Here is a 14499-nt window from a genome sequence, read left to right as displayed (position 1 = left end):
AGTTTTATAAAATAAAGTTGTACGTTATTGCAACTATATATGACTTGCTGTACTATATACGTACGTACAAGTTTGAGGAGGAGCGAAACTATGGCGAGTGAACCCAAATATATAGTTATTAAAAATAAGTTGAAACAGCTTATTTTAAATGGAGAATATGATATAGGCAGCAAAATACCTTCAGAAGCAGAATTGAAGGATAAGTTTAATGTTAGTCGGCATACTATACGTCAATCTATTTCAGAATTAGCAAACGATGGTTATTTAAGAAGAGAGCAAGGATCAGGAACGTATGTAAGCAATCAATACCAGATAGAGACAAAAGAGACATCACAAAAAACGATAGGTGTTATTACAACGTATCTTTCTGATTATATTTTCCCCTCTATTATTAGAGGAATAGAAGACGAGTTGAGTAAAAAGGGATATGCTTTACTGCTGTCTAGTACCCAAAATAATGTCGAGAATGAAAAAAGAAGTCTCGAAATGATGCTTGAAAAGCATATTGATGGTTTAATTGTTGAACCGACTAAAAGTGCAGAGTTAAACCCAAATCTAAACTATTACTTACGTATGCAAGAGAGAGGAATTCCTTATGTGTCCATCAATGCTTCTTATGAAGAGTTGGATGCACCAGAAATAAGAATGAACGATATATTAGCAAGCGAAAAACTAACTTCTCATTTACTAGAATTAGGACATACCCGCATTTGTATGATAACAAAAACAGATGACTTACAAGGAAAAGAGCGAATGAAAGGATTTATCAGAGCTTATAGCAAAGTTAATAAAACATTTGATGGCAGCTTAATGATTACCTTTGATACAGAGCACATAGGTGAACTGCCAAAAGATATTGATCGTGTCTTAAAACTTGAAAACTCTCCAACTGCTTTTGTTTGTTACAACGATCAGATAGCTATAAAAGTCATTGAACGCGTTACTAATAGTGGAAAAGAAGTTCCGCTAGATATTTCAGTCGTCAGCCATGACAATTCTCTTTTGAGCACAGCAACAGATATAAAACTAACTTCTATTAACCACCCCAAAGAACAATTAGGAAGAGATGCAGCAAATTGGATTATACAAGCGATTGAAAAAAATTCATTTAAGCAACAATCTATTATTTATGAACCGGAATTAATAATGCGGTCTTCTACAAGTAAAAATAATGAAATTGATTAATCTATCTTTAATGGGCAGTACCGATCTATATTTGTCATTGAAATTCAAAAGAAGAATTGCTTTAATAATGCCAGTGAAATAGAACAAATTTGGCCTTTCAATGATGTTATATAGCGAAGAAAATAGCAACAATCGGCAGAATGAAATGATAGAAAAATAAAGTGGTATAAAAAACCTTTATGTACGTACAATTGTAATAAATATGTTGACGTGTACGTACATTAAGGTTATACTTTTATTGTAGATTTGATAGCGCTTTCTACTTTAGGTATTTTTATTAAAACTTTGAGGGAGGAGTGAATAAGAATTGAATAGTAAATTCGAAAAAATTAAAAAAGATATTTTGAGTAACCGGACTACTTTGGGAATCGAGTTAGGTTCCACTAGAATTAAAGCAGTGTTGATTGATTCAGACTATCGACCTATCGCATCAGGAAGCTATGAATGGGAGAATCGTCTAGAAGAAGGTGTTTGGACCTATTCGTTTGAAGACATTTGGAAGGGGATACAAGAAAGTTACCGAGTGATGGCTGAGGATGTTCAAAAGCAATATGGCGAAGTATTGACAGCGGTAGGCTCTATTGGATTTAGCGCCATGATGCACGGTTATTTAGCATTTGATAAATACGGGGAGCTTTTAGTTCCTTTTCGTACTTGGCGAAATGCAATGACGGAACAAGCTGAAAAAGAGCTGACCAAACATTTTGACTACCCGATCCCGCAACGATGGAGTATAGCCCACTTGTATCAAGCGATATTAAATGATGAAGAACATATAAATGAAATCGATTTCTTTACGACGCTTGCTGGATATGTTCATTGGAAACTAACTGGTGAAAAGGTGCTTGGGGTGGGAGATGCTTCAGGGATGTTTCCAATTGATGCGACAACTAAAAACTATCATCAGAAGATGCTTGTTCAGTTTGGAGACCTGATCCAAGAAAAAGAGTACGCTTGGAAACTTGAAAACATTTTGCCGGAAGTTCTAGTGGCAGGCAAAAAAGCCGGTTCATTAACGAAAGAGGGAGCACATCTGTTAGATCCTTCTGGAAATTTACAGGCTGGTATTCCTTTGTGTCCACCTGAAGGCGATGCTGGAACAGGAATGGCGGCAACTAACAGTGTGGCTGAACGCACAGGGAACGTTTCGGCGGGGACCTCAGCATTTGCTATGATTGTTTTAGAGAAAGAACTGGAAAAGGTTCATCCTGAAATTGATTTGGTGACGACTCCTACTGGAAGTTTAGTCGGCATGGTGCATACGAATAATTGTTCTTCAGACGTGAATGCTTGGATAAACCTTTTTGCTGAATTTACAGTTGCTGCTGGGCTGCAAATGGATAAGAATGAACTGTTTAGTCTTTTATTTAATGAGGCTCTAAAGGGAGAACCAGACGGCGGTGGTTTACTGTCCTATGGATATTATTCTGGCGAAAACATTACACATATGACTGAAGGCAGACCGTTATTTGTCCGTCAACCAGACAGTCAGTTTACTCTGGCTAACTTTATGCGTGTTCATTTGTTTTCAGCATTTGGAGCTATGAAGATTGGAATGGATATCTTAACAAAAGAAGAACAGATTAATATTGATTCAATCGTCGGGCACGGTGGGGTTTTTAAAACTGAAAAAGTAGGACAGCAAGTAATGGCAGCCGTGATGAATGCACCAGTGACTGTTATGGAGACAGCTGGAGAAGGCGGAGCTTGGGGAATTGCCTTGCTAGCTGCGTACTTGCGTGAAAAAGAGAGCGGAGAATCTTTGGATGGTTTCTTAGAGAAAAAAGTATTCAAAGAAGAAAAAGGATCGACTATTGCGCCTCTTCAAGAAGATGTGGCAGGTTTTGAAGTGTTTATTGACCGCTATCAAAAAGGATTACCAATTGAACAGGCAGCAATCGATTGTTTGCGTTAAATAAAGATAAAATACTATAAATAAAATAATGGAGCTAAAAAACAGGAGGTTGAAAAGTGTTAGATGCATTAAAAAAAGAAGTCTATGAAGCCAATATGCTGTTACCTGAATACCACCTGATTACATTTACTTGGGGAAATGTCAGCGGTATTGATCGAGAAAAAGGACTAGTTGTCATTAAACCAAGTGGCGTTGAATATGAGCATTTGAAACCTAGTGATATGGTGGTAGTGGATTTAGAGGGTAGAGTGGTTGAGGGAGACTTAAATCCTTCAAGTGATACGGCTACACATGTTGAGTTATATAAAGCTTTTCCTAATATACAAGGTATCGTGCATACTCATTCACCATGGGCTGTTTCATTTGCACAAGCTGGACGTTCTATTCCAGCAGCAGGAACAACACAAAGTGATTACTTCTATGGAGATATCCCAGTGACGAGAGCAATGAAAGAAAGTGAAATCGTAACGGAGTACGAAAAACAGACAGGAACAGTTATCATCGAGACATTCGACGAAAAAGGACTTTCACCTGAGGAAATTCCGGGAGTATTGGTAAACGATCATGGGCCATTTACTTGGGGAACATCCGCTAAAAATGCTGTTCACAATGCAGTTGTCCTGGAGCAAGTTGCAGAGATGACGTATCATTCCTTACAATTGAATCCATTTGATATTCGGATGGACCAAGTACTGTTAGATAAGCACTTTAAAAGAAAACATGGGAAAGACGCTTATTATGGACAAACTAAAAAATAGAGGAGCTAACTGAAATGTTGCAAACAAACGCTAAAGAATTCTGGTTCGTTGTGGGAAGTCAAAACTTATACGGAGAAGAAACGTTAAACCAAGTCAAGGAACATGCCGCACAGATCGTGGAAGGCCTAAATAAAAGCGGGGTTTTATCTTATCCTTTGGTTTTTAAAGACTTAGTAACAACTTCTGATGAAATCAAACATGTGATGAAAGAAGTAAACTACCAAGATAATGTTGCTGGTGTAATTACATGGATGCATACGTTTTCTCCAGCAAAAATGTGGATTGCTGGAACAAAATTATTGCAAAAACCATTATTGCATTTAGCAACCCAATTTAATGAAAAAATTCCTTGGGATACAATCGACATGGATTTTATGAACTTAAACCAATCAGCTCATGGAGACCGTGAGTATGGCTTTATTAATGCTCGTTTGAAGAAAAACAACAAAATTGTTGTAGGGTATTGGGGAAATAAATCAGTTCAAAAAGATATTTCCTTGTGGATGGATGCAGCCATTGGATTTATCGAAAGTCAAAATATTAAAGTAGCTCGTTTTGGGGACAATATGCGCCATGTTGCAGTTACAGAAGGAGATAAAGTTGAAGCAGCTATTCAATTTGGCTGGACTGTGGATTACTATGGTATCGGTGATTTGGTAGCAGAAATGGATAAAGTAACAAATGAAGAAATTCAATCAACCTACGAGGAATGCCAAAAATTGTATGAATTTGAACAAGGAGATAATGATCCGGCCTATTACGAAGAACACGTAAAAGAACAAATCAAAATTGAAATAGCGCTACGAAGATTCCTTGAAGCTGGCGGTTACACTGCCTTTACAACGAATTTTGAAGATTTGCACGGTATGAAACAATTACCAGGAATGGCTGTTCAACGCTTAAATGCAGAAGGATATGGTTTTGCTGGAGAAGGCGATTGGAAAACCGCTGCACTAGATCGCTTAATGAAAATTATGGCTAAAAACAAACAGACCGGCTTTATGGAAGATTACACATATGATTTAACAGAAGGTAGTGAAATGATTCTACAATCTCATATGTTGGAAGTTGACCCTACATTGGCAAGCAATAAGCCAAAGGTAATTGTGCACCCGCTTGGTATCGGTGACAAAGAAGATCCTGCTCGTTTAGTATTTGATGGAGCGGCAGGAAGCGGCGTTGTAGTTTCTATGCTGGACTTGGGAACTCATTACCGTTTGTTGATCAATGCTGTAGAAGCTGAAATACCAACTCAATCAGCTCCTAATTTGCCAGTAGCGCGAGTATTGTGGAAACCAAAACCAAACTTTAAAGAGGGCGTAACAAAATGGATTCAATCAGGCGGTGGACACCATACAGTTGTTTCACTCGTGTTGACGGTAGAACAGATTCAAGACTGGGCGAAATTAGTCAACTTGGAAACTGTAGTAATTGACTAAAAAATGTAACTTCCTCGAATAAAAAAAATTTAAGGAATAGAAGAGTATTAAAGTTATGTAAACTCAAAATGTTTTATGTTTAAAGCTGTGAGACGTGGAGCGAATAGAGATAGGAAATTCATAGATCGTCGAGTACTATTTATGAAGTAGACATATAGTATATGTAAGATAAAAGTAGTTGGATAGAAAACAGGAACTGAGGCTTTTATCTCAGTTTCTATTTTTTTTAGTAATTTACATAAAACAAATAAGTTTGCTGATGCTTTTACAACTATTCTTATAACGGCATTGAATACTACAAAATTATTTTCAATAGAATGAACTCGTCTTTCTTGACATCATTATCGTACCTCGTTATACTAATTCCATAAAGTTACACATGTGTAACTTTGGGAAGATAACATGGAAAAATAAGGTATCAAAGACCAAAGAGGAGGAATAAAAATGAAACGATTATTAAATACTAGTCTTTTTTATGCTGTTTTTGGTTTAGCAGCTGGTTTATTTTATAGAGAATTTACGAATGTCTATAATTTTACGGGGTGGACGCCGCTAAGCGTACTCCATACGCATGCTTTAATGTTAGGGATGTTTACATTTTTGATTTTGCTGCTGTTTGAAAAAGTATTCCACATTACACAACACAAAAAATTTAAGCCATTTTACATGATTTACAATATAGGATTATTATCGACTTTACTGATGCTGACGGTTAGAGGCGTTACGACGGTTTTAGGAACAGATTTAACCTCAGGAGCAAACGCTGCTATTTCTGGCGTAGCCGGCTTAGCACATATTCTCTTGACCGTAGCTATCATACAATTGTTTATTCTGCTGTATACCATCATTGGTAATGAAAACAATCTCGTTAAATCTAGTCAAAAAGAATAATTCAGACTCCATTTATTTTTTGTTATAAAAAACAGAATTCCAGGTAAAAAAAACGAAAAAGGAGAATGATGATGAAACCGATTATTGAAGTTAAAAACTATACCAAGAAGTATGGCGACTTTACAGCAGTGGATAACGTTTCTTTTGAAGTAGAAGAAGGCAGTGTTTTTGCCTTTCTTGGTCCAAATGGAGCGGGAAAAAGCACGACTATCAACACACTGTGTACAATGATGGAAAAAACATCAGGAACGTTGCTGATTGACGGCAAAGATGTCTCAAAAGAAAAAGATGAAGTACGCAAAGCGATTGGAGTCGTTTTCCAATCACAAACATTAGACGAGAAAATGACTATTTCCGAGAATTTGAATATGCATTGTGTTTTTTATAGTATTCCTAAAAAAGAAGTGAAAGACAGAATTCATTTTGTACTAGAGCTTGTGGACCTGCTTGATTGGAAAGACAAAAACGTCTCTAGTCTGTCAGGTGGAATGAAGCGGCGGGTTGAAATCGCTCGTGCTTTGTTACATTATCCAAAAGTGTTGTTTCTAGATGAACCAACGACCGGATTAGATCCTCAGACGCGTAACCGCATGTGGGAGTATATTACAAAACTTCAGAAAGAAAAAAACATTACAATATTTCTGACCACCCATTATATGGACGAAGCTGAAATTTGCGACCATGTGGCGATTATGGATGATGGAAAAATTATGGTGGACGATACTCCTGAAAACTTAAAACAGCAGTATACAAAAGATAAAGCGACTTTGCATGTAAGCAGTCCGGAAAAATTTGAAGAAGCATTAACAAAGGAACACGTTGGTTACCAAAGAGAAAAAGAAACGTTTTATGTCGATGTTGATGCAGCTAACATTCAGACTTTTTTAGATTTTATTCAGCCGTTTAAAAACGAAATTCAAGACTTAGAAATCAAAAAAGGAACATTGAATGATGTGTTTTTGAAAATTACAGGTAAAGCTATAAGAGAGGAGACTTCAGAATGAGAACGATCACGGCACTATGGTTAAGAAATATTCGAGGGTTTGTTCGCGACCGAGTAAAACTGATTACTTCGCTTGTTATTCCGTTCTTCTTTCTCTACGTTTTTAGTTCAATTTTTAAAACAGATCAAGTAGAGGATCCAACTGCCTTTTTACTAGCTGGGATTACTGTTGCAACAGTATTTCAAACCTCATTAAATATTGCAACGTCTACGATTGATGATACAGTATCAGGGTTTATGAAAGAGGTTTTAGTCAGTCCGACTAGCCGCTTGCAAGTAGCACTAGGCCAAATATTATCAGCAGCTACTATCGCAACAGCTCAAGGGGTGTTGATTTTGATTATTGGTTTCTTTACAGGTTTGAGGTTTGACCATTGGCAAACGATTTTTTATGTAGTAGCGGCACTGATTTTGATTGGTTTAGTGTTCTCAGGATTGGGTTTGTTTTTAGCCTCTATGGTAAAAAGCTCATCTACCTTCCAAGTGGTGCAGCAAGCCGTCGTACTGCCGTTCACATTTTTATCGGGTGCATATATTCCAATCGAGTTTTTGCCTAAAGTATTAAAGTTCGTTTCTTATTTTAACCCCATGACTTATACCACTGCTTTTTTCAGAACGATTATGTTAGAAAAAGGCGGTTTAACTCAAGCGGGATGGTTAAAACTAGGTTTAGCATTTGATTTCAATGGATTTATTGTAACACCGTGGATAAGTGGAGTCGTGATCGCTGCTTTTGGCGGCTTGTTCTTATTCTTAGCGACAAATTCTTTTGTGCATGCGGATTTTAATAAAATTTCTCGTACACCAGCAGCAGGTAAATAGAAAAAAGAGGTATCTTAAAAAAACCGTTGACTAAAAATCAACGGCTTTTTTATTTAAAGACGATTAAATGTAAGCGAGAGACACAACCATTTCAACAGCTTGCCGTTCTTTATTGAGATCTTGAACAAGATAACCTTGTCATTCGACCTTTTCTATTATTGCAGGCAGATCAGCTAGTTTCCAATATTGAACAAATGCAGCTGGAAGATCAGCACCGATTCGGCAAGGAATATCGGCTAGCTTTGCTTGTGCCGAATGAACCTTGTCAGCATCGCCTGCTAGTATTGCCTGCCAATAATTGAAATCTTCTTGAACCCGTTTCAACCAAGGTCCGATCGCTTGTTGAAAAGCACTATCTCGGACTTCCGACAATTTCCAACTGGCTTCAACCAATTGTTCTAGTTGACCTGTAATAAAATCAACATCTTTTTCTCGGATAGCTTTTTGCTGTTCAAAGGTAAGGACTTCTCGTGTGTATTTGTTAGGATTAAATTGAGCAAAAACTTTTAACGAGTGAACATATTCAACCGGCAGGTACTCATTCAACGTTTTCTTCCAGCTGTCTGCTGTCTTATAGCCGGTCGGGTCCCAGAGAAATTGACTCATATTATGGATAGTCAATTTTGAGAGTTCCCATTGTGCCATGGGGTTAGAAACAACTCCAGCAACACGGAATTGTTCTTGTCCCAGCAATGGAGAACGGTTTTCGTATGGACTTAGAAAAAGCAATTCATAGTCTTTTTGATAATCGTTTACCGGAATGTTGTCCCAGATGATCATCGGACGCTTATAGGCAGCAGCCATGGTTTCAACTTCAGCAGTGGTGATTCGTGCAGCTAAAGTTGAAGGACCTGTCCAAAATAAGGGGATACTTTCCGGCATCTTTTCACTCAAAATCTCCAGATAAGACGAGTCTTGGTGATTATCGTATTCTGTTGGACAAACGACTAAACAGTAGTCTTCTAGTTCATTTTTTAAAAAATTGTCGACTTGCGTAACCAAATAGGCATGTGCACTGGCAGAAGAGGCAAACTTCTTTTTAGCGTTGCCTTTTAAGAGGTAGTCGATATCATCCAACAGCAAGCCGAAGTTTCTAATACCTGAATCGATTAACTGCTGTAATTTGGTCGTCAAAACTCTGACTTCTTCTGCTTGAGTGTAGTCAATATCGTTACCAGGACTAATCATATAATAAAAATCGATCATCTCTTTTTCAGCGGTTTCGATAAGCTCTTCAAACTGACAAAGAGCTTTTTCAGGATACAACGTACGCCATAATTTACGTTGGTAGACATCATCTTTTGGAGCGTACATATAAGTATTCATTCGATGGTTACCAAGATAACGCAGAACATCTAAGCGGTCGGAATGCTGCCAGGGAAGCCCGTAAAAGCCTTCGATAACACCGCGTACTTGAAAAGAAACCGAATGGGCAATTGAAATCAACAAACAGGCTGTGCCACTGGTAGTTTTTTCAAACAGCAGATTTAAAGCTTCAGCTGCGTAGCGAAAGCCGCGTAAGTTTTTGGTTTTAATAATGACTTCCTTCTGCTCGGTGACCGTTAAAGTAAAACTATCAGATTTTAAATTACGGTCAAACTCATGCGTTAATACCATATCGGTTTCTCCGGAAAAGTCATTCGGCACCATTTCAAAAAGGGTATCGGTTAGCCTGCTTCCAAATGCATCTTGAAAAGTCTCAAAACGGAAAAACTTTCCTGAAAATTTAATCTTTAAGGGCCCATTTGCAAAAGAAAGGTATTTGCCTTTCGTATAAACTTCTTGGTAGGCAGAGAATTTTTGTAGTAATGTTTCCAATTTTTTTCCTCCTAAAATAGAGTGAACTAAAAAAATGAATAGAATGATAATGTTGTAGTCTATTTTACTCCTATATACAGCTTTTAATAGATACAAACTATAGCAAAATTAGCAATAACTTAATGACTTTAATAAGGTTTAGACAATTTATCTTTTGGTAGTTCAAATTTCATTTCTTTGCTTTAACGTTTAGAACTTCGATTATCAAGAAAAAAGCTTATAGTCCTTTACAATTATACGGAAAACGCTTACCATGGATGAGTATAAGCAAAAAACAGAACTTTTATGGAGGGTTACAATGAAAAATATCGGAATTTCTATTTATCCAGCTAAAAGTACGTTTGAAAAGGATAAAGAATACTTAACTTTAGCAAGTAAATACGGCTTTACACGAGTTTTTATGAGCTTACTGGAAGTCGAAGGCGACACTACGGAAGTCGTTGAAAAATTCAAAAAAGCGATCAACTATGCGAATTCAGTTGGGATCGAAACGGTTTTAGATATCAATCCTGGTTTATTTGGACAGCTGGGGGTCAGCTACAGCGATCTGAGCTTTTTTAAAGAACTCGGTGCAAGCGCTATCCGGTTGGATCTAGGCTTTACAGGTGCTGAAGAAGCCCATATGACCCAAAACCCAGAACGGTTGAAAATTGAAGTAAACATGAGCAGCGGGACAAAGTATATTGACAATGTGATGAGCAACCAGCCGAATCGGGATTATTTAACAGCTTCTCACAATTTCTACCCGCAACTTTACTCTGGTCTTTCTCAAGAGCACTTTGAAAAGACAACTGCACAATTCAACCAATATAATCTTCATACCGCTGCATTTGTCACAGCCAAAAATGGCGAACTTGGTCCATGGCCGGTTCAAGCCGGGTTATGTACATTGGAACAGCATCGTTATTTACCGATCCATACACAACTTACTCACTACAAGCTAATGGATTCGATTGATGACTTGTTGATTGGAAATGCATATGCTGCTGAAGAAGAATTAAAAGCTGTAGCAGAAGGTTATCTTGGAGCTTATCCACAATTGAAAATAGAGTTTACGGAAAGTGCAACAGATCTAGAAAAGAAAGTTATTTTAGAGGAAATCCACAGTTACCGTGGCGACCGTTCTGAATATATGATTCGTTCTTCTATGACACGTGTTAAATACAAAAACGAAGATTTCCCTGCACATCAAACAGGGCAAATTAAAAAAGGCGATATTCTAATTTGTAATGATCAATTCGGGCAATACAAAGGCGAAACGCAAATTGCTTTGAAAGAAATGGAAGATGACGGAACCCGAAACATCGTGGGCCGCATCAAAGAAGAAGCGGTATTCTTATTGGATTACTTGCCGCCTTCAGCCAACTTCTGTTTTGTAGAATAAAATAAAAAACACCCCTGTAAAAGTCTGTTTTTATTATACTTTTATAGGGGTATTTAGTTACTGAAGTTAAATATTCATCTTGGCTAAGTTAGAAAATAATTAGAAATAGAAGGATTTACACGAATTAGTTCAAAAAAAATTGAAGTCTATAAAAGTTTGTGATATTATGAACTTGTAAGAAAGATATGTGAAACAAATCACAGAAATAAAAAGTACATGGTCTCTATCAATTAAAATAGGAAAGGTTGAGTTTAATAATGGAAAATAAAGTTGCGTATACAGGGAAAGATTATTTAAATAAAGTCTTAGCAGGAACAGCCTCAGGAGTCGTTATAGGATTGATTGCAAATGCAATATTGGGTTCGATCTTCAAGTCGCTTATACCGTATGGATCTGTATTTGAGTTATTAGCAAGTGTTGTCATGATCATGCAATTTATCACACCAGCAATTATTGGAGTTCTAGTAGCCTTACAGTTTAAATTAAGCGGAATGGAAAGTGTCGTTATAGGAGCCGCCGCCTTTTTAGGTTCAGGTGCTTATCAAGTTACTGAAGCCGGAGTGCAATTAGTTGGTATTGGGGATTTGATCAACGTTATGCTCGTCTCTGCTATTGCAGTATTTGTTACACGGCTTCTGCAAGGTCGATTAGGTTCATTAACACTGATACTAATGCCGATCATCGTTAGTGTAGGTGTAGGCACGTTAGGTTTGATCATGCTTCCATATGTTGGCATCATCACTTCTTCACTTGGAAACTTGATCAACAGCTTTACTTCTTTACAACCATTACTAATGACTATCTTAATATCTATTGCGTTTTCTATCATCATTATTTCACCAATTTCAACCGTTGCGATAGGAATTGCTATCGGAGTTACTGGATTAGGAGCTGGAGCAGCAGCAGTGGGAATAACGGCATGTACTGCCATTTTAGTAATCGGTTCTATCCGAATCAACCAAACTGGGACAACCTTAGCCATTTTATTGGGAGCCATGAAAATGATGATTCCTAACTTGATCAAACATCCAAAAATCATGATTCCAGTTGTTATCAATGCCTTTGTTTCAGGGATTGGTGTTTATATGCTGACCATTCAAGGTACACCGCAAACAGCTGGTTTTGGAATCGTTGGTTTAGTTGGACCTATCCAATCCTTTAATATGGGAACAGGGTTAATGAACGTTCTTTTAGCCTACTTTGTGATCCCTTTTGTAGGTGGTTACCTTATTGACTTTGTTTGCAATAAAGTACTGCATATTTATGAGAATGATATCTTCAAATTTATACCAGCTTCAAATTAAATGAAAGATAATTTATTAAACAAATGGGGGAATTTTAAAATGAAAATAGCAATTGCGGGTTCTGGAGCTTTAGGTTGTGGATTTGGTTATATGATGCAAAAAAATGGAAACGACGTTACTTTGATAGACTTTTGGGAAGATCACATTAAAGCCATTCAAAAAAACGGTTTGACTATAACTGTAAATGGAAAAGAAGACAACATTGACATTCCCATAGGAAAACCTGCTGACATTAAAGACACATTCGATGCTGTGTTTATTTTCACTAAATCAATGGGCTTACGTCATATGTTAGAAGAAATTAAACACTTGCTGTCAGAAGATACTAAGGTTATCTGTTTATTAAATGGATTGGGACATGCTAAGACAATTGCTGAATACATTCCAGAAAAAAATATCATTATGGGTACGACTGTTTGGACAGGTGGGCTAGATGCGCCAGGGAAAACACATTTCATGGGTGAAGGTCCTGTTGAAGTCCAAAATGCGGATATCAACGAAAAAGAAAGTACCCTTCAAATAGTGAAAATGATGGCCGATAGCGGGTTGAACGGTGTCTATAGTCAAGATGTTCATTTTACAACATGGAGAAAAGCTTGCGTCAATGGCACAATGAACGCTTTGTGTTCCCTACTAGATTGCAATATTAAAGAGTTGTTCGCAACTTCTGAACATGAAGACCTGATCAAAGAAATCGTCAGTGAATTTTCTCTTGTGGCGGAAACTGAAGGTGTCCATTTAGACGTAGAAGAAACGGTTAGCTACTTGAAAGCGACAGCAGAAAAAGTTGGAGCTCATTATCCTTCTATGCATCAAGACTTGCAGAATAAACGTCTGACCGAAATTGACTTTTTGAATGGTACAGTAGCAAAAGAAGCAGAAAATAAAGGATTAAACGCTCCTTATAGTAAATTGATCACTCAATTGATTCATGCCAAAGAAGATATTCTAGGCATCAAGCGTTAAGGCAAATCAATATGCTATCTTAAATAAGACAAAGCACGACCTGATACTTTTAGTTAATGAGAGAGTAGTCATGCCCGAATGGGTTTAAAATGGAAAGAATATTCCTGAATTGTAGGATTTATTTAATTAAGAAAACATCAAAAAATAAGGAGTGAGGATAGATTATACTGTCTAATCTCCTTATTTTTTTGGTTTTAAATAGCTTAATTTATTGCTTATTTTCTTGACAACTAAGCAAATAAAACGGAAAAATGTTTTTACAAAGGACTTATTAAACAACAAGACCATTCAATAGAGTATATATTAGTTGACAATATTTTTAATGTGACATACTATATTGTGTATGTGATGGCTTATTGAAAGAGGGGAAACAATGGAACTAAGCGAACGTCAAAAAGAAATTATTGAGATAGTAAAAAAGAATGAACCGATTACAGGGGAAAATATCGCTGGATTACTAGGATTCTCTCGCTCAACGTTAAGACCCGATTTATCACTCCTGACATTAAGTGAATTGTTGATTGCGAAACCTAAAGTAGGGTACTTTTACAATGCCCATAGAGTAGAGCCATTTATAATAAAGGATATAAAGGAAAAAAAAGTAGAAGATGTTATGAGTGTTCCCGTAATCGTCAGCTCCGATACATCCATTCAAGATACTATAATAAAAATGTTTTTAGAAGATGCAGGCTCGATTTATATCACAGAACAACACCATCTTGTTGGGATCGTCTCTAGGAAAGACTTATTAAAAACAGTGATGGGGAAAATGAATATTGAGGAAATACCGATTAGTATGGCCATGACTAGAGTACCGAATATTGCCTATGTACTTAGTGGTGACTCGGTTGAGTTCGCTACAAAAAAACTTTTAGAACATGAAGTTGATAGTCTTCCGGTCATAGAATCTACTGATGGAAATGGACCGAGGCCGTTAAAAGTAATTGGCAAATTTTCAAAAACTTTAGTTAGCCGCTTATTCTTGAACATTATCAATAATGAAATTTAGGAGGA

At 36.9% G+C, this 14499-nt stretch carries 12 protein-coding genes; 11 read left to right on the top strand and 1 reads right to left on the bottom strand.

Annotated elements, in window-relative coordinates; all coding sequences use genetic code 11:
• Window positions 1–90 precede the first annotated feature (90 nt).
• The 7 genes from NY10_RS07355 (at window position 91) to NY10_RS07325 (ending at window position 8013) form a co-directional block, all read left to right on the top strand.
• Window positions 91–1185: a GntR family transcriptional regulator gene (locus tag NY10_RS07355; protein ID WP_058919360.1), complete on the top strand. Its 1095-nt coding sequence runs from the start codon at window positions 91–93 to the stop codon at window positions 1183–1185.
• A 307-nt stretch (window positions 1186–1492) separates the two neighbouring features.
• Window positions 1493–3100 (top strand): xylulokinase, encoded by a 1608-nt coding sequence (locus NY10_RS07350; protein WP_058919359.1) that lies wholly within the window; start codon window positions 1493–1495, stop codon window positions 3098–3100.
• 56 nt (window positions 3101–3156) lie between these two features.
• Complete coding sequence (locus NY10_RS07345; RefSeq protein ID WP_058919358.1) at window positions 3157–3858, top strand: L-ribulose-5-phosphate 4-epimerase; 702 nt, start codon at window positions 3157–3159, stop codon at window positions 3856–3858.
• 14 nt (window positions 3859–3872) lie between these two features.
• Window positions 3873–5297, top strand: a complete 1425-nt coding sequence (gene araA / locus NY10_RS07340) for an L-arabinose isomerase (RefSeq protein ID WP_058919357.1) — start codon at window positions 3873–3875, stop codon at window positions 5295–5297.
• Window positions 5298–5741: 444 nt separating this feature from the next.
• Complete coding sequence (locus tag NY10_RS07335) at window positions 5742–6188, top strand: DUF2871 domain-containing protein (RefSeq protein ID WP_058919356.1); 447 nt, start codon at window positions 5742–5744, stop codon at window positions 6186–6188.
• A gap of 71 nt (window positions 6189–6259) precedes the next feature.
• Entirely contained in the window at window positions 6260–7192 is a 933-nt protein-coding gene (locus tag NY10_RS07330; protein ID WP_058919355.1) for an ABC transporter ATP-binding protein, read from the top strand.
• Complete coding sequence (locus NY10_RS07325; RefSeq protein WP_058919354.1) at window positions 7189–8013, top strand: ABC transporter permease; 825 nt, start codon at window positions 7189–7191, stop codon at window positions 8011–8013. The genes NY10_RS07330 and NY10_RS07325 overlap by 4 nt, the downstream gene beginning before the upstream one ends.
• A gap of 138 nt (window positions 8014–8151) precedes the next feature.
• Here NY10_RS07325 and NY10_RS07320 read toward each other — a convergent pair whose 3' ends face one another.
• Complete coding sequence (locus NY10_RS07320) at window positions 8152–9831, bottom strand: protein O-GlcNAcase (RefSeq protein ID WP_058919353.1); 1680 nt, start codon at window positions 9829–9831, stop codon at window positions 8152–8154.
• A gap of 298 nt (window positions 9832–10129) precedes the next feature.
• On the opposite strand from NY10_RS07320, the gene NY10_RS07315 reads away from it, so the two are divergent.
• The 4 genes from NY10_RS07315 to NY10_RS07300 all read left to right on the top strand — a co-directional run bounded on the left by NY10_RS07315 (window position 10130) and on the right by NY10_RS07300 (window position 14494).
• On the top strand, window positions 10130–11215 hold the full coding sequence (locus NY10_RS07315; RefSeq protein WP_058919352.1) for a DUF871 domain-containing protein: 1086 nt from the start codon (window positions 10130–10132) through the stop codon (window positions 11213–11215).
• A 257-nt stretch (window positions 11216–11472) separates the two neighbouring features.
• Complete coding sequence (locus NY10_RS07310) at window positions 11473–12519, top strand: PTS sugar transporter subunit IIC (protein ID WP_058919351.1); 1047 nt, start codon at window positions 11473–11475, stop codon at window positions 12517–12519.
• A 39-nt stretch (window positions 12520–12558) separates the two neighbouring features.
• On the top strand, window positions 12559–13485 hold the full coding sequence (locus NY10_RS07305) for a 2-dehydropantoate 2-reductase (RefSeq protein ID WP_058919350.1): 927 nt from the start codon (window positions 12559–12561) through the stop codon (window positions 13483–13485).
• A gap of 373 nt (window positions 13486–13858) precedes the next feature.
• Window positions 13859–14494, top strand: a complete 636-nt coding sequence (locus NY10_RS07300) for a CBS domain-containing protein (protein WP_058919349.1) — start codon at window positions 13859–13861, stop codon at window positions 14492–14494.
• Window positions 14495–14499 lie beyond the last annotated feature (5 nt).

Origin of the sequence: Carnobacterium sp. CP1, from assembly GCF_001483965.1 — a bacterium.
GTDB lineage: Bacteria > Bacillota > Bacilli > Lactobacillales > Carnobacteriaceae > Carnobacterium_A > Carnobacterium_A antarcticum.
The sequence above is the reverse complement of the archived record's forward strand: the minus strand, read 5'-3'. Positions and strand labels throughout refer to the sequence as shown.

Coding starts and splice junctions, on each gene's coding strand:
- NY10_RS07355 (WP_058919360.1), top strand. CDS start 91: ATGGCGAGTGAACCCAAATATATAGTTATTAAAAATAAGTTGAAACAG.
- araA (WP_058919357.1), top strand. CDS start 3,873: ATGTTGCAAACAAACGCTAAAGAATTCTGGTTCGTTGTGGGAAGTCAA.
- NY10_RS07335 (WP_058919356.1), top strand. CDS start 5,742: ATGAAACGATTATTAAATACTAGTCTTTTTTATGCTGTTTTTGGTTTA.
- NY10_RS07330 (WP_058919355.1), top strand. CDS start 6,260: ATGAAACCGATTATTGAAGTTAAAAACTATACCAAGAAGTATGGCGAC.
- NY10_RS07325 (WP_058919354.1), top strand. CDS start 7,189: ATGAGAACGATCACGGCACTATGGTTAAGAAATATTCGAGGGTTTGTT.
- NY10_RS07315 (WP_058919352.1), top strand. CDS start 10,130: ATGAAAAATATCGGAATTTCTATTTATCCAGCTAAAAGTACGTTTGAA.
- NY10_RS07310 (WP_058919351.1), top strand. CDS start 11,473: ATGGAAAATAAAGTTGCGTATACAGGGAAAGATTATTTAAATAAAGTC.
- NY10_RS07305 (WP_058919350.1), top strand. CDS start 12,559: ATGAAAATAGCAATTGCGGGTTCTGGAGCTTTAGGTTGTGGATTTGGT.
- NY10_RS07300 (WP_058919349.1), top strand. CDS start 13,859: ATGGAACTAAGCGAACGTCAAAAAGAAATTATTGAGATAGTAAAAAAG.